The following is a 19,780-nucleotide window of genomic DNA, read 5'->3' as shown; positions in this document are numbered from 1 at the left end:
TGACGTCCGTATTCTGAGTTAACCAGGAAAGGGATTCACTGCGTGTGCGCTATTCGTCGTGAATGAAGTTAACGTCTCTGGGGATTACGTATCTATGCTGCAACTTTCGGTTGTGCATCGTCTGCCGCAACATTATCGCTGGTCGGTTGATCATGCTGGTGAGATTGAGCGACAGGAATCTGCCGATGCTGAAAATGACCAGGATCTGGTCGCACTACGTCTGCTCAGCCATGATGGGCATCCGGCGATGGAAATCCTGCGCCAGTTGCAGGACACGCTGGCGCAGATTCAGGTTGAATGCCAAATCGTCCATTGTGAAGGGCAGCCTTGTTTGCTGATCCAGCGCAGTGACGAAAGCGCCACCAATTGCTGCCTGAAAAATCAGGGTGTGGCTATCGCCGAAACCTTTGACGGCCATTAAGTCAGGCTTTCGCCCTGAGCGGAAGCCAGTAGCTGACGGGTGTATTCCTGCGTCGGTGCATTGAATAGCGCATCACATTCCCCCTGTTCCACCACTTCCCCCTGACGCAGCACAATCAGCTGATGGCACAGGGCGCGTACGACCTGCAAATCATGGCTGATAAACAGATAAGCCAGTTGATGCTGCTGCTGTAAACGGCGTAGCAGGTTGAGGATCTGTTTCTGAACGGAACGGTCCAGCGACGAGGTGGGTTCATCCAGCACCATCAGTTGTGGTTCGAGGATCAAAGCGCGGGCAATAGCGATACGCTGGCGTTGCCCCCCTGAAAATTCAGCCGGATAGCGTGACCGGGTCTCAGCATCCAGCCCCACCTCCTGCATCACCGCAATGACTTTCGCTTCCTGTTCGGCTGCGCTGAGTGTCGGGCGATGAACGGCCAGCCCTTCAGCGATGATCTGTTGCACCGTCATGCGCGGATTGAGCGAAGAGTTGGGATCCTGAAACACCACCTGAATCTTTTCCCGCAGCGGCAGCAACTGTTTGGATGACAGCTGATGCAGCGGTTGATTATCGAACCAGATTTCCCCGCGAGCGGCAATTAAACGCAACAAGGCCAGCCCGGTGGTACTTTTGCCGGAGCCGGACTCACCCACCAGACCCAGGCTCTCGCCGCGTCGCAGGGTAAAGCTCAGGTCTTGCACCGCCATCTTTTCAGCCACAGTACGCTTCAGCAATCCGCGCCGAATCGGAAACCCGACATGCAGATTCTTCACCTGCAACAATGGCGCGCTGTCGCTGAGGGGAGCCGGTCGGCCATCAGGCTCGGCGGCGAGTAACTCGCGGGTATAAGCATGTTGCGGCTGGTTGAACAACGTCGCACAACGGTTATGTTCCACTTCACGGCCATTGCGCATCACCGTCACGTTATGCGCCAGCTGACGCACAATGCTGAGGTTATGGGTGATAAACAACATGCCCATATTCAGTTCGCGTTGTAATTCGCGCAGCAATTGCAGGATCTGCGCCTGCACCGTGACATCGAGTGCGGTGGTGGGTTCATCGGCAATTAACAGCTTAGGCTGTGTCAGTAGCGCCATGGCGATCATCACGCGCTGACGCTCACCACCGGAAAGCTGATGCGGAAAATCCTGCAGGCGTGTCGCCGCCTGGCGGATACCGACGCGGTCGAGGCAGCTGAGAATTTCCGCCCGCGCCGCTTCACGCCGCATGCCCCGATGCAGCGAGAGCACTTCATACAATTGCTTCTCTACGCTATGCAGCGGATTAAGCGACACCATCGGTTCCTGAAAAATCATCGCCATCTGGTTACCGCGTAAACCGCGCAGCGCACGCTCACTGGCCTGAAGCAGGTTCTGCCCGTTAAACAGAATTTCGCCTCGTGGGTAGGTGACGGGTGGCTGAGGCAATAACTGCATGATCGATAACGCGGTGACGCTTTTACCGGAACCGGATTCTCCGACCAGCGCCAGGGTTTCACCCGCATCTACCCGCAGCGAAATGTCTTCTACCACGGTACGTTGCTGAAAGGCGACGGCGAGATGATTGACGGTGAGTAAATTGCTCATTCAGCTTCCCCGGCTTGGATCGAAGGCGTCGCGCACGGCTTCACCAATAAAAATCAGCAGTGACAGTAAAATCGCCAGCGCAAAAAAGCCCGACAGCCCGAGCCACGGTGCCTGTAAATTATTTTTTCCCTGCAACAGCAGCTCACCCAGCGAAGGTGATCCGACTGGCAAACCAAAGCCGAGAAAATCCAGTGAGGTCAGCGTGGTGATGGAGCCGCACAGAATAAAGGGTAGAAAGGTCAGGGTGGCGACCATCGCGTTGGGCAACATATGGCGCAGCATGATGCGGCTATCGCTGACCCCAAGGGCGCGTGCGGCGCGGATATAGTCGAAATTACGTGCGCGCAGAAATTCTGCGCGTACCACGCTGACCAGGCTCATCCAGCCAAATACCACGGTCACCAGCAGCAGCCACCAGAAACCGGGCTGGATCACGCTGGAGAGCAGAATCAGCAAAAATAGCGATGGCATACCGGACCACACTTCAATCAGGCGTTGCCCCACTAAATCGACACGTCCACCAAAGTAGCCCTGTACCGCACCCACCACGATGCCAATGACGCTGGAGAACAGCGTCAGCAGCAGGCCAAACAGCAGAGAAATTCGCGTGCCATAAAGTAGGCGGGCCAGTACATCGCCGCCGTTGGCATCGGTGCCGAGCCAGTTCTGCTTCGAGGGCGGGGAAGGGAAGGGCACCTGAGTGGCAAAGTTGATGGTACTGTCACTGAAGCGAATCGGTGCCCAGATGGCCCATCCCTGCTGATCGATACGCTGCTTCAGCCAGGGATCCTGATAATCTGCCGGGGTGGGAAAATCTCCGCCGTAGTCGCTTTCGCTGTAGTTAAACAGCAGCGGGACATACCAGCGCTGCTGATAATGCACCAGCAGCGGCTTATCGTTCGCCAGTAGCTCGGCCCCCAGCGATAACAGGAAAACCACCAGGAATATCCATAATGACCAGTAACCGCGGCGGTTATGGCGAAAGCGCTGCCAGCGCTGCTGGTTCAATAGAGACAAGCGCATCAGCGACCCTCAAAATCAATGCGCGGATCGACCAGGGTGTAGGTCAAATCGCTGAGAATATTCATCAGCAGGCCGATCAGCGTGAAAATGTACAGCGTGCCAAACATTACCGGATAGTCGCGTTGAATAGTGGCGTCGTAGCCCAGCAGGCCCAGACCATTCAGTGAGAACATGACTTCAATCAGCACTGAACTGGTGAAGAACATGCTGATAAAGGTGGCCGGGAAACCGGCAATCACCAGCAGCATGGCGTTGCGAAAGACGTGGCCGTACAGGATACGCTTTTCATCCAGCCCTTTGGCGCGTGCAGTGACCACATATTGTTTGCGGATCTCATCAAGGAACGAGTTTTTGGTCAGCATGGTCAGGGTGGCAAAACCGCCAATCACCGTCGCCAGCACGGGCAGGGTGATATGCCAGAGGTAGTCTGTGATCTTGCCGTACCACGGCAGGGAATCAAACTGGGGAGACGTCAGGCCGCGTAACGGGAACCAGTCGAGATAGCTGCCACCGGCAAATAACACGATCAGCATGACGCCGAACAGAAATGCCGGAATGGAGTAGCCGATGATAATAAAGCTGCTGCTCCAGATGTCGAAGGCGCTGCCGTTACGCACCGCTTTTTTGATGCCAAGCGGAATCGACACAAGATAAATAATCAGCGTGCTCCACAATCCCAGGCTGATGGAGACCGGCAAGCTGTCCTTAATCAGTTGTAATACCGAAGCGCTACGGAACAGGCTATCGCCAAAATCAAAGCGGACATAATTCCACAGCATGTCTACGTAGCGCTGCCACAGCGGTTTGTCGAAGCCGTAGCGTTTTTTGATTTCGGCAATCACTTCCGGATCCAGGCCGCGTGCGCCACGATACTGGCTATCACCGGGATTTTCGCGACTCAACGCACCGCGTGTGCCGCCACCACCGCTATCGCCAGCACCAGGAATGATGCTGCTGTGGCCGAACTGGATATTCGCCAGCGCCTGATCCACCGGACCCCCCGGTGCTATCTGCACAATAAAAAAATTGAGGGTGATAATGGCCCACAGGGTGGGGATGATTAGCAGTAACCTGCGCAGGAAATAAGCACCCAAACCGCACTCCTCAGCGTCGATCCGCCGGCAAACGCGCGGCTTTGTTCACATCGTACCACCAGTTTTCCAGCCCGGTGGCGAAGGCTGGCTTAATTTCGGGGTGCGAGAATTTATCCCAGTACGCTAGTCGCTGTTCAGCGTTGAACCACATCGGGATCATATAGGCACGCCACAGCAGAATACGATCCAGCGCCTGGCCCAGCGGCAGCAAGGCTTTCTCATTCCCCTGGTCCGCAACAATCTGCTGCACGAAGTGATCAACGATCGGATCTTTCACCCGCGCGGTATTCCATGTTGAATCGATGTACTCCGATTGCCAGATGGTTTGCAGATCGGTCGATGGCCAGGGCATAGCGTAATACACCGATGGCGTCATATCATAATCGCCGTGGCGCAGGCGGCGCAGATATTGCGAGCTATCCACCTGACGCAGCGAAACCTGAATACCCAGCCGTGCGAGGCTATGCTGGAATGGCAGCGTCCAGTCATTGCTGGAGCCGCTGTTCAGCAACAGTTCAAAACGAAACGGCTGGCCGGTTTTAACATTGACCAGTTGCTGGTTCCTGATCTCCCAGCCTGCTTCTTTCAGCAGATTCATCGCCTTCAGCAAATTACCGCGATCAAAACCGCTGCCGTCAGAATGCGGTGGGGCGTACTCGTTATTAAACACTTCCGCAGGTAACTGCGCCTTGTACGGTGCCAGTAAAATCAGCTGTGCGGCATCAGGGTAGCCTGCTGCGGCATAAGCGGTGTTCTGAAAATAGCTGCTGGTGCGTTTATAAGCGTTGTAGAACAGCGCTTTATTCATCCATTCAAAATCAAAAGCCAGGCTGAGCGCCTGACGAACCCTGATATCGCTAAACAGCGGTTTCTCATTGTTGAACGCCAGCCAACTGGTGTTGGTGGAGACATCATTGGGTGTGACCTGTTTGACGATGGCGTGACTGTCAAAGTTGCGCCCCCGATATTGGGTGGCCCATTTTTTTGCTGAGCCTTCAATGCGTAGATCGAAGGCTCCGGCTTTGAACGCTTCAAACGCCACGTTATCGTCAAGGTAGTAGTCATAGCGGATGGTATCGAAGTTAAAACGCCCGCGGTTGACCGGCAAGTTGGCTGCCCAGTAATTTTTTACCCGGCTGTACTGGATAAACTGCCCGGGTTTGTAAGAGGTGATGCGGTAAGGTCCACTGGCCAGCGGCGGATAGCCAATAGGCTCATTGAATTTTTTGTTCTGCCAGAACTTCTCTGGCAGCACCGGCAGCGTCAGCCAGCTCAGCGCCAAATCTTTATCCGGCTTAGGCAAATTAATACGCACCGTCAGACGATTCAGGGCCTTCACTTCCACGCCACGAAATGCCACGCGGAACTGGGGTACCCCTTCGGTCATAAACTTGTTGAAGGTGAAAGCCACATCCTGGGCGGTAATCGGTGTGCCATCCTGAAATTGCGCATGAGGATTAATCGAGACTTCCATCCAGTGAAAATCGCTGGGATAACGCGCCGACTCGGCAATCAGAGGGTAGTAACTGGCTGGTTCATCGTCAGAGGTTGTGAACAGGCCGTCATACAGGGTATCGGTTGCAGCACCTGGGTTACCGCGCGAGGCATAACGATTGAAGTTATCGTAAGTACCAATGACGGCCAGGGTCAGCTTGCCGCCTTTTGGCGCTGCCGGATTGGCATAGTCATAATGGGTAAAGTTCACCACATACTTCGGCTCACCCAGTTTGGCAAAGGCATAGCTTTCGTTGATGGTTTCCGCATGCAATGGCGACATTACACAGCCAAGCAGCAACGCTGTGACTAAACGAAGCAGCATAAGAGGGACGCTCTCCTTTCGTTATCCGCACCTTATGGTAGCAGTTTCATGACGTTTGCGTGACGTTAACCGGCAGTAACCAGTTGCTGCTGCTGATAATAGTCCACCAGATTTTCCGGCTTCAATGGTCGGCTAAACAAATATCCCTGTAAATGGGTGACGCCACGATTGACCAGCCAGGCAGCCTGGTCACCGGTTTCCACGCCTTCTGCCACGGTTTTCAGGTTGAGCTTTTTCGCCAGTTGCAGCACGGCATCCAGCACCGGTGAGGTGACGGTTTCAGTGCCGATGCTTTGCACAAAACCACGGTCGATCTTCAGATAATCGAAGGGATATCTTTCCAGGTAAATCAGCGCGCTGTGTCCGGTACCAAAGTCATCAATGGCAATCTTGATATCGTTATCATGCAACCAGGCAAAGATTTCACCGGCGTTTTTTTCCTTCACCATCGTGCGTTCAGTTATCTCAAACACATAGTTGAAGTGATTAGCGGGCATATCGGCGATCCAGTTTTGTACATCGTTGCGGAAGCTCTCTGAGGCCAGATGCAACGGTGACAAATTCAGCCCCATCCGGGTGCCGCGCGGCAGTTGGTCACACATCGCATGGGCATCGCGAGCGACCAATTTAAACAGATGACGGGTGAGAGGGATGATCAGATTCTGTGCTTCGGCATAACTGATAAACGCATCGGGCGGGATCAACCCTTCGCTGGGATGGGTCCAGCGTAGCAGGGCTTCGACGCCATAGGGTCGGCCATCATGTGCCGTCACCAGCGGCTGATATTCCACATGGAACTGACCACGTTTGATTCCCTGCATAATCTCTTTGCCGGGGCGTTGATGCAGCATCAGCAACAACCAGCAGGTTCCTCCCGCTACCAGTGAAAACAGGATAGCGCTCAGCAGAATCAGATGGTAGTCACGCAAGGCGAGGGTGGTACCGAAGAGGACAAAGCGCATCGCATCATTATTTAGCGACAGGGAGGCCAATGCGGGTGGCAAATCGCTGACGCGCACCACCTGATTGCTACCACTCATGATGGCCCGGTCACCCACTATCAGCGCCATCCCGGTAATTTCCGGATGGTATGAAGCCAGTAGCTGATACGGCGTCAGGCTGAGATTCATGGTGGTGAGGATGCCGGTTTCTGCTTTGCCGGGGGTTTTTAGCCACAGCGCCAGCGCCGGTTTGGCGGGTTGCAGCGGAGTGCCTTCCAGCAAACGCAGATCGCGATCGCGTTCAAGTTCAGATTCAGGGGAGATATCCGCCACCGGTAACCTGAAGGCACCTGTGGCCGAAGAACAATAAGCATCACCATCGCGTACCAGCAAAATGGCGCGAATATTACCGGCAAAGGCTGCGCGTGAGGTGAGTTCGCGACCAACGTTGCTGCACTCCAGCTGAGTATATTGCTGCAGTGGATAAAGGGTACCGACCAGGGTTGTCATCACCTGCTGTAAATCGTCCCGACTGTGTGTCAGTAACAGCGCATGCTGCTGTACTCTTTTTTGCCAGGCCAGTGTCAACATCACAGTGACGAACAACAGAAAGAACACAACACCTACAATCACGCTGCTCCAGGCGATCCGGCGCGAATAGGTTGCATGACGTTTAAACGTCCCCGACAGTGGCATGGAGTGAATTCCCCTTGTCTTGCCATTTTATTATGTTAACTGCGCACTACTACTCTCTGGTGTAGCCCGTCATTAACTCGGTCGATGCAGCCGGTAATTGCCTGCATATGACACGAATTAGTTGGGGTAAGTAAGTAAACGAGAATATAACGAGAGCGCGCGAAAAGTCTTGTTATATTTTTGATTCTCAAAAACTTTTTATGAATTTCGCCAGGAAAAAAAATGACAGACGAAAAAAAACGCTGCCGGGGCAGCGTTTTCTGATTCTCTGGCTGAGAGGATCTTCAAAGGGTATTCATTAGCTGGGATTTCGCCCTAAAACACGCCGTGCTTCACGGTAACGTGCTTTCCAGTAACTGTCGTTAAGGCTGGAAATCATCACACCACTGCTGGTGGAGGCGTGCACGAAATTGTCATTGCCCAGATAGATGCCGACGTGGCGACCGGTGGAACCGGCGCGGAACAGCACTAAATCACCCGGACGCAGTTTCGTGCGTGAAACCTGCTTACCTGTATCTTCCTGTTCATAGGTTGAACGCGGAAGATCTAAACCAAACTGTTCGCGAAAGGTGCGCTGAACAAAAGCAGAACAATCGATGCCGCGCTTGGTGTCACCGCCTAAACGGTAACGCACGCCTTTCCAGTCATCGTATTGGTCCATGATGCGGGATTTGATATCCACGTTCCGCACCATCTGTTCGAATTCGTCCTGAGACGCCTGAAGTAAAAAACCATTCTGGTTGTTAACTTCATGATTCTCGTTATTCGCGTTCTGACCGTTATGGGTACTGCTACATGCTGATAAAAGTGCTGCTAAAGCTACCGCGGGAATAATCCGCCTGAGGTATCTCAGAATTGGTTGAGACTTGACCATTATGGGTGTTTTCCTTCGAAATCCTTACGACAAAATGTCGCCAGCCAGATGACAAAACGAGTCGAGATTAATAAGAGCGACCAGCTAAGACAATTCCTTAATTACCAAAATGTGTTTAAGAACACATTTTTGTTGCCTTCGGAACCACATTTTATGCTGTTCACCTACTAATTGCGTTTGAGGTTAACCGATTACAGACCGCGTGGCGAGTGCTTTTATATAAATTTTTATAGGTTTTTTCGATGTGAAATCAATCCGTAACACAATGGCTACTTTATCGACAACTGGCAGCGTTTAAACAGGGAAATAGCGGCGGGATCAGGGGCTAATTCTGGCGTTAAGGCCGATTTTAAGAGGGTTCTGACTGGACAGCTTAGGAAAAAGGCTATTGTGCGGCAGATTCCATCATAATCTTTTCTTTTTATAAAAATTTATTAGCAGGCTAATAATCTATTTCCGGTTTCATTAAGCGCGAGCGATCGCTATTTTACGCTTTGATCACTCGCGCTAAACAATTATGGCTGCGGCTTATGTTTGCCCGGTAAAGAGCGATACAGCCAGTTAACTAATTTGTCACTTGCTGGTGTTAATAACCACCAGCTCAGGCCCACTAATACCACCGACAGTGAACCCACAGCGATATCGGTAAACCAGTGTGCGCCTGCCATCACGCGCGGCAGACCAAACACCACCACAATCAGCAAACCCATCAGGAAAGCGCGGAAACCGAAATAGCGCCACATAAAGCAGGCGAAAATCATCAGCATCATACCGTGGTCACCCGGGAAGCTGTCGCTTGACGCATCTTTCGCCGGAATACCGGTGAGTTCGCTCACGCGATGGACGTGTTCAAAAAACAGCGTCGGGCTGGCGTGTTGTACCGGGATTAAATGCCCCAGCTGGTTGAGAATGACGGCGGTCAGCAGCATGGTGATACCAATCGCCAGCATACGGCGACGTCCCTGTGGCGTTTCACGTCGCCAGAACCACATATAAAGCAGACCCATCGCCAGCAGTGAAACCAGGTCAAAACCACGGAAGTTAGTGATGGCCACCAGCAAGGCAAAACCGTGGTGCACGACCATCTGATCGTTGAAACCGAAGAAAATGGCTTTGTCGAGACCAAACCAGAAACCGTGCTCAGGCGGCAGATACCAGGAAAAGAAAATCACCACACCCAGCACATTGAGGAGCAGGATGGTGAATAAACGAGAAGCGCGCATAGTCCAACTCAAAAAAGAAAAATAACGGGAAAACCTACCGCATCTATTTTAAACGAATCTTCAACAGCCCACTCTGTAACAGGTTCCAGTCAGCGGGTTGATGATGGATCAATTCAATACGGCTGTCGGGTGGTGTCGTCGGACGCGTCTCGATAAACACGTCCTCACCCTGACGATTGATGGTCACTAAACCCTCGGCAGTGCGTAGCACCCCTTTAACCCGGTCAACCGGCGCAAGCCGCGCCCAGTCAAGGATCCTGATGGTATCGAACACCGTATCACTATCAAAAATCCAGCCGCAGGCGGCATAACCCTGGCCTTCATTGAGCGCACGCCGCCAGCGTGCCTGGCCGTCAAGTTTGAGTGCCGCCAGCCCCTGCGGGCGTGATTCAGCGTGATGATGCAATGCATCAGGAACCGCACGATCGGCCAATCCCCTTTGGCTGAGCAGCGCGGGATCGATCTCTCCCCAGGCGGCTTCCACCCATTGGCGATCGGCAAGATGCTGCTGACGCCAGTCTGCAAGTAACTGACGATCTTCGTCGCCCCAGCGATCGCTTTTGGTCGCAATGACAATATCGGCGGCGGTGAGTTGATCCTGGAAATTTTCATTCTGCACAATGCGCGGATCAGCCAGATGGCGGGGATCGAGTAATGTCAGCGTGGCATCAACCTGTAACCAGGGCTGATACACAGCAGCGCGCAGCATATTCAGCAACTGTTTGGGATGGCCAAGACCGGTGGGTTCAATCAGCAGGCGATCGGGTTTGGTCTGCTTCAGCAGCATATTAAGACCTACCTGCAACGGCAGGCCGTTGACACAGCACATACAGCCGCCGGGGATCTCTTTCAGCGTGGCACCCCGATCGGCGAGCAAGGCGCCATCAATACCTATTTCGCCAAACTCATTGACCAGCACCGCCCAGTTTTCATTGGCAGGTTTACTGGCTAACAAATGCAACAGAGCGGTGGTTTTACCGCTGCCGAGAAATCCGGTAATAACATTTACGTGCGTCACAATCATGCCTCAACGAACGAGAACAACGCGCGCGGGAAATATCCATCCGGCGCACACAACAGATTGTTATACTATAACATTTGCTGCGCGCCGGACAGAGCAGTCTGCTTAGTCAGAGCGTCCCATATAGCGACGTTCGGCGATATGAATACGAATACGGTCGCCGTTGCTGAGATATTCCGGCACCTGGATAACCAGACCGGTGCTCATCCCGGCAGGTTTGGTGCGCGCACTGGCGGAGGCCCCTTTGATGCCCGGTGAAGTATCAACAATCTCCAGGTCAACGGTTTGTGGCAGCTCCAGCGCCAGCAGCTGGCCATCCATTGTCAGGACCTGCATGCCAGGCATGCCGCCTTCAGGAATAAACAGCAACTCTTCTTCAATCTGATCTTTTTTGAAGGTGTATGGCGTGAAATCTTCATCATCCATAAACACGTACTCATCCCCATCTATATAAGAGAAGGAGACGAAGCGACGGGTCAGGGTGATGGCTTCCAGGATGTCATCGCCTTTAAAGCGTTCTTCGACTTTCATGCCAGTACGCACGTCAGTAAAACGCATCTTATACAGGGTAGCCGCACCGCGTGCGCTGGGGCTTTGAATGTCGATATCTTTCACCAGCAGCAGTTTGCCGTTCCAGGTGAGCGCCATTCCTTTTTTAATCTCGTTTGCCTTTGGCATCGTCGTGTAACTCGCGAAGTAGAAATAGATCGCGCCAAGTTACTCGCGCCGGGAAAAACAGGCAAGCGGGCTGACACAAATTTTGTTGTGATAAAGGACATGGTATTACTACGGGCAGCCTGCTATTGTCGCCGCGAAATCCCCATGCAGGAGCGCCTGATGTTGTGTCGTGACCATTGCGGTGCTTGCTGCATTGCTGCTTCCATCTCTTCCCCGATCCCAGGTATGCCCGACGGCAAACCGGCGAATACCCCTTGTATTCAGCTTGATGCGCAGCTGCGTTGTAAAATATTCGGTTCCCCGTTGCGCCCGGCGGTGTGTGGCAGCCTGCAGCCCAGTGCTGAAATGTGCGGCAACAGCCGTGCGGATGCCATGACTTATCTGCTGAAATTAGAAGCCGAAACTGCCCCCTGAATCGTTGCTGACATTTTGCTGAAGCATTTGCCTTAAATGTCGCTGGCGTTACAGCAAAAACGTCAGCGTTGCATGTGGCTAAAATCCTAAATCACCTCTGAAGTGTGCGTAGCTTCAAAAATCTGCTACGTCATTTACGCATTTTCTTGCCTGCCTGGCACAGCTGTACCATATTCCCTGAAACGTTTCAGCGTTGTCGTCCCGGCTAAGCCGATGTCGTACAGCGTATTTTTTCGCCATCAAGCTGAAACGATTCAATTCAGCAAGCGAGGAGAAATATGTTCCAGCTCGAAGTTCAGGCCATTCATACCGGTGCCAGTGCGCAGAATAAAGAAGAGGCCATTCGTCAGGTTGCGGCGGCATTAACCGCTGCGGGCAATGTCGCGGAAGGCTACGTTAACGGCATGCTGGCGCGCGAACAGCAAACCACCACTTTCCTGGGCAACGGCATCGCCATCCCTCACGGCACCACGGATACCCGTGATTTAGTGCTGAAAACGGGCGTGCAGGTTTTCCAGTTTCCGCAGGGTGTGGCATGGGGCGACGGTCAGACAGCCTACGTCGCGATCGGCATTGCTGCAAAATCTGACGAACATCTCGCGCTGTTGCGCCAGCTGACTCATGTACTTAGCGACGACAGCATTGCTGAACAACTGAAAACCGCTTCAGCGGAAGACCTGCGCGCGCTGCTGATGGGTGAGAAGCAGGCGGCGGAATTCCAGTTCGATACCTCGCTGATCGCCGTTGATGTGGCCGCCAGCGATCTGATGACGCTGCAGGCGCTGAATGCCGGTCGCCTGCAGGCGGCAGGTGCTGTCGATGCCAGTTTTGTCGCTAACGTCGTGTCTAACACCCCGTTGAGCCTCGGGCAGGGTATCTGGCTGAGCGACAGCCCGGTGGGTAACCTGAACAGCGGCGTCGCAGTCAGCCGCGCAGCAACGCCATTTGACCATGCCGGTGCCAACGTCGCGCTGCTGGTAACGGTTGCCGCCAGCGACAACCGTCCGCTGGAAGTGCTGGGTTACCTCAGCAGCTTGCTGCATGCCAGCAAAGCTGAACGTCTGCTGAAAGCCGATGCCGCCGGGATTCTGGCGCTGCTGACCAGTGAAGTGGATGAGCAGGCCGATGTGCTGACCGCAGAGTTCACCATCCGTAACGAACATGGCCTGCATGCCCGTCCGGGTACGGCGCTGGTTAGCGTTATCAAACAGTTCAACAGCGATATCACCGTCACTAACCTCGATGGCAGCGGTAAACCTGCCAATGGGCGCAGCCTGATGAAAGTAGTGGCGCTTGGCGTCAAAAAAGGTCACCGCCTGCGCTTTACTGCCAGCGGCGAAGATGCACAGCAGGCACTGAATGCCATTGAAGAGGCCATTAATAGTGGCCTGGGCGAGGGGGTAGCATGAGTCGTCGCGTAGCCACCATCACTCTGAACCCGGCTTACGATCTGGTTGGCTTTACGCCGGAGATCGAGCGCGGGGAAGTGAACCTGGTCAAAACCACCGGTTTGCATGCCGCGGGTAAGGGCATCAATGTCGCCAAGGTTCTGAAGGATTTAGGTATCGATGTCACCGTAGGCGGTTTCCTCGGTAAAGAGAATCAGGATGGTTTCCAGCAACTGTTCAGCGAGCTGGGCATCGCCAACCGTTTTCAGGTAGTGCAGGGCCGTACCCGTATTAACGTCAAACTGACTGAAAAAGATGGTGAAGTGACTGACCTGAATTTCTCTGGTTTTGACGTCACCGCCCAGGACTGGGATCGCTTCACTGCAGATTCTCTGACCTGGCTGGGTCAGTTCGACATGGTGTGTGTCAGCGGCAGCCTGCCTGCGGGTGTCGCACCAGAGGCCTTCACCCAGTGGATGAGCGATCTGCGTACCCAGTGTCCATGCATTATTTTCGACAGCAGCCGTGAGGCGCTGGTCGCGGGCCTGAAAGCTGCGCCATGGTTGGTGAAACCCAACCGTCGCGAGCTGGAAATCTGGGCCGGACGCAAGCTGCCGACGCTGCAAGATGTGATTGGTGCCGCGCATGAGCTGCGCGAACAGGGCATAGCCCATGTAGTGATTTCACTCGGAGCAGAAGGGGCGCTGTGGGTGAATGCTTCAGGCGAATGGATTGCCAAACCACCTGCGTGTGAAGTGGTCAGCACCGTAGGTGCCGGGGATTCGATGGTTGGCGGGTTGATTTACGGCCTGCTGATGCGTGAGTCCAGTGAACATACCCTGCGCCTTGCAACGGCGGTGGCGGCAATGGCTGTCAGCCAGAGTAACGTAGGGGTTACCGATCGTACCCAGTTGGCCGCGATGATGGCGCGTGTTGACTTACAACCCGTTAACTAACAGCAGGAGAGGTATAATGAAAACGCTGCTGATTAAAGATTCTTCCCTGGGCCTCGCCTCAGGACATTTAGCGATGGAAAGTCTGCGTGCTGTTGCGGCGCAGGCTGGTCTTACCCTTACCGAAAATGCCGCTGACGCCGATCTGGTGCTGGTGGCGGGTCACAACGCACCCAATGATGCACAGCTGGCAGGCAAATCACTGGCGCTGGTTGATGTTCAGCAGTTGCTGCGCGATCCGCTGGCAACGATCAACCAGGCAAAAGCCAATGCGCAGACGGTGCAGAATGTGGCTGTTGCCGCACCGGCTGTGGCGCAGAGCAGCGGTCAGAAACGCATCGTGGCGGTGACAGCCTGCCCGACGGGCGTCGCTCATACCTTTATGGCGGCAGAAGCCATTGAAGCCGAAGCCAAAAAACGTGGCTGGTGGGTGAAAGTGGAAACCCGCGGCTCCGTGGGTGCCGGCAATGCTATCACCCCGGAAGAGGTGGCGGCGGCTGATCTGGTGGTGGTAGCGGCAGATATCGATGTGGATCTGGCGAAATTCGCCGGTAAGCCGATGTATCGCACCTCAACCAGCCTGGCGCTGAAGAAAACCGCCCAGGAACTGGATAAAGCGCAGACTGAAGCCAAACCTTACCAGCCGAGCGGTGCTCGTGCTGCGGGTGGTCAGGAAGATAAACAAGAGAGGGCCGGTGCGTATCGTCACCTGCTGACTGGCGTGTCTTACATGCTGCCAATGGTGGTCGCGGGTGGTCTGAGCATCGCACTGTCATTTGCGTTTGGTATCACCGCGTTTAAAGAGCCGGGCACCCTGGCGGCAGCATTGATGCAGATTGGTGGCGGCAGCGCGTTCGCCCTGATGGTGCCAGTGCTGGCGGGCTTTATCGCCTTCTCCATTGCAGACCGTCCCGGTCTGACCCCTGGTCTGATTGGCGGTATGATCGCCACCAGCATCAACGCCGGTTTCCTTGGTGGGATTATCGCTGGTTTCATTGCCGGTTATGCCGCGAAGATGCTCAGCAGCAAAGTGAAGCTGCCGCAGAGTATGGAAGCATTGAAGCCGATACTGATCATTCCGCTGGTTGCCAGCCTGATCACTGGCTTGCTGATGATTTATGTGGTGGGTAAACCGGTCGCGGGCATCATGAGCGGCCTGACCCACTGGCTGGCAAACATGGGGACAGCTAACGCGGTTCTGCTGGGTGCCATCCTCGGTGGCATGATGTGTACGGATATGGGCGGTCCGGTGAACAAGGTGGCCTACGCGTTTGGTGTTGGCCTGTTGAGTTCGCAGACCTACGCGCCAATGGCCGCGATCATGGCTGCGGGTATGGTTCCGCCACTGGCGATGGGGCTGGCGACTATCGTGGCACGTCGTAAGTTCAACAAAGGTCAGCAGGAAGGTGGCAAGGCCGCGCTGGTGCTGGGTCTGTGCTTCATTTCTGAAGGTGCGATTCCGTTTGCCGCTCGTGACCCGATGCGTGTACTGCCGTGCTGTATCATCGGTGGTGCGGTGACAGGCGCGATCTCAATGGCGATTGGTGCCAAATTGATGGCACCGCACGGTGGCCTGTTTGTGCTGCTGATTCCGGGAGCGATTACGCCGGTGCTGGGTTACCTGATGTCCATCGTGATTGGTACTGCGGTGGCGGGCCTGGGCTACGCTATCCTGAAACGTCCGGAAGAAGAGCTGGCTAAAGCCGCCTGATAACGTTTATCGACGCCAACACCAGGCATAGCAAAGGGGCGGTCCGCAAGGCCGCCCCTTTTTTTACCCTTGTTGCTCCGACTTCAGCCACGCAATCTCGTCTTTCCAGATATCCGGATTGATGGTCTCCAGGATCATCGGAATACCATCAAAGCGTGCATCTTTCATTAGCCAGCTAAACACCGTCTTGCCAATATTGCCTTCGCCAAGGCTATGGTGGCGGTCAACGCGGCTACCGAGCGCACTCTTGGCATCGTTGAGATGCATGCCACGCAAATATTGAAAACCGACGATGCGAGCAAATTCATTAAAAGTTGCCACACAGGCATCTTCCGTGCGCAGGTCATAACCGCCGGCAAAGGCATGGCAGGTATCAATACAAACACCGACGCGTGATTTATCTTCCACATGCTCAATAATGGTGGCGAGATGTTCAAAGCGAAAACCAAGGTTACTTCCCTGGCCAGCGGTATTTTCAATCACTGCGGTGACGTTGTGCGTCTTATCCAGCGCAATATTGATGGATTCTGCGATACGCTTCAGGCACGCCTCCTCATCAATCTGTTGCAAATGGCTGCCTGGATGGAAATTCAGCAGCGTCAGGCCGAGTTGTTCGGCACGTTGCATTTCATCAATAAACGCATCGCGGGACTTCTCCAGTGCTTCCATCACCGGATGGCCAAGATTAATCAGGTAGCTGTCGTGCGGCAAAATCTGGCCCGGGGTGAATTTATAGGTTTCGCAGGCAGTTTTGAACGCATCAATCACTTCACCAGAAAGCGGCGCGGCCTTCCACTGGCGCTGATTTTTGGTGAACAGCGCGAACGCGGTGGCTTCCAGTTCATGGGCGCGGATTACCGCCTGGTCTACGCCGCCTGATGCGCTGACATGTGCGCCGATATATTTCATGACATTCTCCTGCTATTAACCGCTTAATGTACGCGGCGTATCTGTTTTTCTGTTGATTAAATAAGTTTAAAATCAATGCAATGTTAATAAGTATCTCAGATATATCTTGTGTGTGCAAAGACTGAATATTGCTGCGCTCGACTTAGCGCATGCAAACCTTAGCCTGACGAAAAGTAAAACGCCTGACATCGCACTGCCTTATTATTACTGTATCCAAATATGAGTTGGGAAATTCGCTTAAGAAAGGAAACGGTTAATAGAAATCATTTACTCAAGTGAAGTTAATGTTTTTCATGATTCCGATCACAGATATAAGTATTTAACGATCTCAACTTAATTAAATTGGTTAGTATCTTTCCTGGTTAACAAGTTTTATGGTTTGTAATTCATTAATTTATGAAGTTGAAGGTAAATGGAGTTTTATTATGGAAGATAAGGTCTGTCATTACGTTCTGGATATTGTGATCAACGATGTGAGTTTTCTGCAGGATGAAGTACGACTGCAAAAGTTTTTCTCAGAAATCCTGAGCGTAACGGAACTTAATGTTATTGGTTATCTCTCACAAAAATTCACTGCAGAAGGTGAGGGTGTAACGGGGTTGTTTTTACTCAGCGAATCACATCTTTCATATCATACCTACCCGGAAAGTCACTACATCAGCATTGATCTCTATACCTGTGACAGCAGATGCTTGTCTGCACTGCGTGAAATCAAATCACGTCTGGATTCCGCAACTAACCTGCTGGTTCGTTGCATAGAACGTGGCAGTAATATTGCGGGATATAAAAATACCAGCGTGTATATCATCCCGGAACCAGACAGTGCCAATTGATAGGGATTCATAAGATGATGATAGTGTCAGGCTCGATGAATTTATCACTTCATTGCCTGGCTTTTTTTCAGCCACCATTATCCCGACCAATGTATCTACGCCATGAAATGTTGCACCAGTATATTCAGTGTCCCGCCACCGACAATCAGCCAGAAAAATACCAACATTCCCAGCAGCAGCGGTTTGCAACCTGCCTGCTTCAATGCGCTGAAACGCGTAGTTAAACCGAGAGCAGCCATTGCCATTGCCAGCAGCAGATTCGCCAGCTGATTAAATCCATTGACTACGTTCACGGGCAGCAAATGCAGTGAATTAAACAAGGCCACGATAATAAACAGCAGCGCGAACCAGGGAAAAGTAACCGACTGTGCACCTGAATCAGCAGGATTGTGATAACGCCGTAACCAGCTCCCCAGGATTAACAGAAAAGGGGCCAGCATCATTACGCGCAGCATTTTGGTTATCACCGCGTTGTTTTCTGTTTCCGCACTGATGGCGTGACCCGCAGCCACCACTTGCGCCACCTCGTGGAGGGTTGAACCGGTGAACACGCCAAATTGTGCAGTGTTCACCTGTGGCAGCAGGGTCCAGATAAAGGGGTACAGTACAATCCCGATAGTGCCAAACAGCACCACCGTAGCCACTGCAACTGCTACCTTAGAGGGGGCCGCTTTGACAACGGGTTCGCTGGCCAGCACCGCTGCTGCTCCGCAAATACTGCTGCCTGCGCCAATCAGCCATACGGTTTCACGATCCATTTTCAGCAGACGGATACCGAGAAAACAGGTCAGCAGGAACGTGGAACTCAGCACCAGCACATCGATCAACACGCCACTCAGGCCGACATCAGCAATCTGTTGGACGGTGATGCGAAAACCATACAGGATGATACCCAGTCGCAGCAGACGTTGTTTGGCCAGCATCACGCCGCTATCACAATGCGTTGCCAGCCGGGGATAAACACTATTCCCGAGCAGGATTCCCAATATAATGGCGAGCGTTAACGCGCCAAATCCGGCACCAGCCAGCCACGGCTGCTGCGCCAGTAACGCGGCACAGCCTGCAATGGCAGCGGTCAGTAACAAACCGGGTAGCCAGTGCTGCAAGGGAAACGGTGTTTTGCTTACACTTATCTCAGCCATACTTTTCTCCTTAAGTCTGGCTTTAGCGTGCGCGTGGCTAGCTTAAAAGTAAAATTGATAATATATTTATAATTAACCATTATAAGTGGTAAGAAATGTGAGGAGGACGCGTGCACATTACGCTGCGTCAGATCGAAGTTTTTACCGAAGTGTTGAAGAGTGGTTCCACCACTCAGGCTTCACAGGTGCTGGCTCTGTCCCAGTCAGCAGTAAGTGCGGCACTGGCAGACCTCGAAAGCCAGCTTGGCGTGCAATTGTTCGACCGTGTCGGCAAGCGGCTGGTATTGAACGAACATGGCCGCTTACTTTATCCGCGTGCGGTGGGGTTACTGGAGCAGGCCGGTGAAATCGAGCAGCTGTTTAAAGAGGACAACGGTGCCATTCGATTGTTCGCCAGCAGCACCATCGGCAATTATCTGCTGCCGGGGATGATCGCTGCTTATCGTCGCGATTTTCCCTCACTGCCGCTGGAGCTGAGTGTCGGCAATAGCCAGGATGCTATTAATGCGGTGGCTGACTTCCGGGTGGATATTGGCCTGATTGAAGGGCCGTGCCATGTACCGGAACTGATCAGCGAACCGTGGCTGGAAGATGAGCTGGTGGTTTTTGCTGCGCCGGATGCCACCATCCTGCAACAACCCGTCACTCTGGAGAGCCTGGCTGCGGCGCCGTGGATCCTGCGTGAGCGCGGTTCCGGTACGCGTGAAATCGTCGATTATCTGTTGCTGTCCCATCTGCCGCAGTTTCAGCTGGGTATGGAGTTGGGCAACTCAGAAGCGATCAAACATGCGGTGCGCCACGGCATGGGCATTAGCTGCCTGTCACGACGGGTGATCGCTGATTTGCTGGAGGCGGGTACGCTGGTGGAAGTGGCGGTGCCGCTGCCGCGTCTGACACGCACCCTGTATCGCATCCATCATCGCCAGAAACATCTCTCCAAAGCGCTTAACCGCTTTTTAACCTATTGCCGCGAGTGAGCAGAAACGCACGCGGCTAATAATTTCGTGGCGATTATGAAGGTAACTAATAACCCGACGTGAATGCTATACAGAGC

At 53.4% G+C, this 19,780-nt stretch carries 18 protein-coding genes; 7 read left to right on the top strand and 11 right to left on the bottom strand.

The genetic code is table 11. The features are described 5' to 3' along the window. Nucleotides 1-94: 94 nt before the first annotated feature. The gene (locus CUN67_RS13585; RefSeq protein ID WP_208715854.1) at nucleotides 95-421 is read left to right on the top strand and encodes a hypothetical protein; all 327 of its coding nucleotides are present in this window, start codon (nucleotides 95-97) and stop codon (nucleotides 419-421) included. Here CUN67_RS13585 and yejF read toward each other — a convergent pair. From yejF to yeiP, 9 genes are all read right to left on the bottom strand, one after another. Continuing rightward, nucleotides 418-2,007: a microcin C ABC transporter ATP-binding protein YejF gene (gene yejF / locus CUN67_RS13580; protein ID WP_208715853.1), complete on the bottom strand. Its 1,590-nt coding sequence runs from the start codon at nucleotides 2,005-2,007 to the stop codon at nucleotides 418-420. The genes CUN67_RS13585 and yejF overlap by 4 nt on opposite strands. Beyond that, a complete protein-coding gene (locus tag CUN67_RS13575; protein WP_208715852.1) occupies nucleotides 2,008-3,030 on the bottom strand; it encodes an ABC transporter permease in 1,023 nt (340 codons plus the stop codon). Next, a complete protein-coding gene (locus CUN67_RS13570) occupies nucleotides 3,030-4,124 on the bottom strand; it encodes a microcin C ABC transporter permease YejB (protein ID WP_208715851.1) in 1,095 nt (364 codons plus the stop codon). Before CUN67_RS13570 ends, CUN67_RS13575 begins: the two co-directional genes overlap by 1 nt. A 10-nt stretch (nucleotides 4,125-4,134) precedes the next feature. Further along, on the bottom strand, nucleotides 4,135-5,943 hold the full coding sequence (locus CUN67_RS13565) for an extracellular solute-binding protein (RefSeq protein ID WP_208715850.1): 1,809 nt from the start codon (nucleotides 5,941-5,943) through the stop codon (nucleotides 4,135-4,137). Between the two features lie 65 nt (nucleotides 5,944-6,008). Next, nucleotides 6,009-7,580 (bottom strand): cyclic di-GMP phosphodiesterase, encoded by a 1,572-nt coding sequence (locus CUN67_RS13560; RefSeq protein ID WP_208715849.1) that lies wholly within the window; start codon nucleotides 7,578-7,580, stop codon nucleotides 6,009-6,011. Nucleotides 7,581-7,878: 298 nt separating this feature from the next. Continuing rightward, complete coding sequence (gene mepS / locus CUN67_RS13555; protein WP_208715848.1) at nucleotides 7,879-8,454, bottom strand: bifunctional murein DD-endopeptidase/murein LD-carboxypeptidase; 576 nt, start codon at nucleotides 8,452-8,454, stop codon at nucleotides 7,879-7,881. 515 nt (nucleotides 8,455-8,969) lie between these two features. Next, the gene (locus tag CUN67_RS13550; protein ID WP_208715847.1) at nucleotides 8,970-9,677 is read right to left on the bottom strand and encodes a phosphatase PAP2 family protein; all 708 of its coding nucleotides are present in this window, start codon (nucleotides 9,675-9,677) and stop codon (nucleotides 8,970-8,972) included. 43 nt (nucleotides 9,678-9,720) lie between these two features. After that, complete coding sequence (locus CUN67_RS13545) at nucleotides 9,721-10,695, bottom strand: CobW family GTP-binding protein (RefSeq protein WP_208715846.1); 975 nt, start codon at nucleotides 10,693-10,695, stop codon at nucleotides 9,721-9,723. 108 nt (nucleotides 10,696-10,803) lie between these two features. Further along, nucleotides 10,804-11,376 carry an elongation factor P-like protein YeiP gene (gene yeiP, locus CUN67_RS13540; protein WP_084876066.1) on the bottom strand — a complete coding sequence of 191 codons (573 nt, stop codon included), beginning with the start codon at nucleotides 11,374-11,376 and terminating at the stop codon, nucleotides 10,804-10,806. Between the two features lie 159 nt (nucleotides 11,377-11,535). Here yeiP and CUN67_RS13535 point away from each other — a divergent pair, with 159 nt between their 5' ends. The 4 genes from CUN67_RS13535 to fruA all read left to right on the top strand — a co-directional run bounded on the left by CUN67_RS13535 (nucleotide 11,536) and on the right by fruA (nucleotide 15,842). Then, nucleotides 11,536-11,790 carry a YkgJ family cysteine cluster protein gene (locus CUN67_RS13535; RefSeq protein ID WP_208715845.1) on the top strand — a complete coding sequence of 85 codons (255 nt, stop codon included), beginning with the start codon at nucleotides 11,536-11,538 and terminating at the stop codon, nucleotides 11,788-11,790. A gap of 278 nt (nucleotides 11,791-12,068) precedes the next feature. Continuing rightward, nucleotides 12,069-13,199: a fused PTS fructose transporter subunit IIA/HPr protein gene (gene fruB / locus CUN67_RS13530; RefSeq protein WP_208715844.1), complete on the top strand. Its 1,131-nt coding sequence runs from the start codon at nucleotides 12,069-12,071 to the stop codon at nucleotides 13,197-13,199. Continuing rightward, the gene (gene fruK / locus CUN67_RS13525; RefSeq protein WP_208715843.1) at nucleotides 13,196-14,134 is read left to right on the top strand and encodes a 1-phosphofructokinase; all 939 of its coding nucleotides are present in this window, start codon (nucleotides 13,196-13,198) and stop codon (nucleotides 14,132-14,134) included. The genes fruB and fruK overlap by 4 nt, the downstream gene beginning before the upstream one ends. Before the next feature lie 16 nt (nucleotides 14,135-14,150). Further along, the gene (gene fruA, locus CUN67_RS13520; RefSeq protein WP_208715842.1) at nucleotides 14,151-15,842 is read left to right on the top strand and encodes a PTS fructose transporter subunit IIBC; all 1,692 of its coding nucleotides are present in this window, start codon (nucleotides 14,151-14,153) and stop codon (nucleotides 15,840-15,842) included. 63 nt (nucleotides 15,843-15,905) lie between these two features. Here fruA and nfo read toward each other — a convergent pair whose 3' ends face one another. Beyond that, a complete protein-coding gene (nfo, locus tag CUN67_RS13515) occupies nucleotides 15,906-16,751 on the bottom strand; it encodes a deoxyribonuclease IV (RefSeq protein ID WP_208715841.1) in 846 nt (281 codons plus the stop codon). 425 nt (nucleotides 16,752-17,176) lie between these two features. On the opposite strand from nfo, the gene CUN67_RS13510 reads away from it, so the two are divergent. Next, nucleotides 17,177-17,584 carry an S-adenosylmethionine decarboxylase family protein gene (locus CUN67_RS13510; protein WP_208715840.1) on the top strand — a complete coding sequence of 136 codons (408 nt, stop codon included), beginning with the start codon at nucleotides 17,177-17,179 and terminating at the stop codon, nucleotides 17,582-17,584. Nucleotides 17,585-17,679: 95 nt separating this feature from the next. On the opposite strand, the gene CUN67_RS13505 is transcribed toward CUN67_RS13510, so the two are convergent. Further along, nucleotides 17,680-18,726 (bottom strand): YeiH family putative sulfate export transporter, encoded by a 1,047-nt coding sequence (locus tag CUN67_RS13505; protein ID WP_208715839.1) that lies wholly within the window; start codon nucleotides 18,724-18,726, stop codon nucleotides 17,680-17,682. A gap of 110 nt (nucleotides 18,727-18,836) precedes the next feature. Between CUN67_RS13505 and yieE the strand changes: the two genes are divergently transcribed. After that, on the top strand, nucleotides 18,837-19,703 hold the full coding sequence (gene yieE / locus CUN67_RS13500; protein WP_208715838.1) for a DNA-binding transcriptional regulator YeiE: 867 nt from the start codon (nucleotides 18,837-18,839) through the stop codon (nucleotides 19,701-19,703). Nucleotides 19,704-19,780: the final 77 nt, after the last annotated feature.

This window comes from Pantoea cypripedii (genome assembly GCF_011395035.1).
Lineage (GTDB): Bacteria > Pseudomonadota > Gammaproteobacteria > Enterobacterales > Enterobacteriaceae > Pantoea > Pantoea cypripedii_A.
The sequence above is the reverse complement of the archived record's forward strand: the minus strand, read 5'-3'. Positions and strand labels throughout refer to the sequence as shown.

Bases quoted from the DNA above. Each gene is read 5' to 3' on its own strand.
- CUN67_RS13575 (WP_208715852.1), bottom strand. From the start codon at position 3,030: ATGCGCTTGTCTCTATTGAACCAGCAGCGCTGGCAGCGCTTTCGCCAT.
- CUN67_RS13560 (WP_208715849.1), bottom strand. From the start codon at position 7,580: ATGCCACTGTCGGGGACGTTTAAACGTCATGCAACCTATTCGCGCCGG.
- CUN67_RS13565 (WP_208715850.1), bottom strand. From the start codon at position 5,943: ATGCTGCTTCGTTTAGTCACAGCGTTGCTGCTTGGCTGTGTAATGTCG.
- CUN67_RS13585 (WP_208715854.1), top strand. From the start codon at position 95: ATGCTGCAACTTTCGGTTGTGCATCGTCTGCCGCAACATTATCGCTGG.
- CUN67_RS13510 (WP_208715840.1), top strand. From the start codon at position 17,177: ATGGAAGATAAGGTCTGTCATTACGTTCTGGATATTGTGATCAACGAT.
- CUN67_RS13505 (WP_208715839.1), bottom strand. From the start codon at position 18,726: ATGGCTGAGATAAGTGTAAGCAAAACACCGTTTCCCTTGCAGCACTGG.
- CUN67_RS13535 (WP_208715845.1), top strand. From the start codon at position 11,536: ATGTTGTGTCGTGACCATTGCGGTGCTTGCTGCATTGCTGCTTCCATC.
- fruB (WP_208715844.1), top strand. From the start codon at position 12,069: ATGTTCCAGCTCGAAGTTCAGGCCATTCATACCGGTGCCAGTGCGCAG.
- nfo (WP_208715841.1), bottom strand. From the start codon at position 16,751: ATGAAATATATCGGCGCACATGTCAGCGCATCAGGCGGCGTAGACCAG.
- fruA (WP_208715842.1), top strand. From the start codon at position 14,151: ATGAAAACGCTGCTGATTAAAGATTCTTCCCTGGGCCTCGCCTCAGGA.
- fruK (WP_208715843.1), top strand. From the start codon at position 13,196: ATGAGTCGTCGCGTAGCCACCATCACTCTGAACCCGGCTTACGATCTG.
- mepS (WP_208715848.1), bottom strand. From the start codon at position 8,454: ATGGTCAAGTCTCAACCAATTCTGAGATACCTCAGGCGGATTATTCCC.
- yeiP (WP_084876066.1), bottom strand. From the start codon at position 11,376: ATGCCAAAGGCAAACGAGATTAAAAAAGGAATGGCGCTCACCTGGAAC.
- CUN67_RS13550 (WP_208715847.1), bottom strand. From the start codon at position 9,677: ATGCGCGCTTCTCGTTTATTCACCATCCTGCTCCTCAATGTGCTGGGT.
- yejF (WP_208715853.1), bottom strand. From the start codon at position 2,007: ATGAGCAATTTACTCACCGTCAATCATCTCGCCGTCGCCTTTCAGCAA.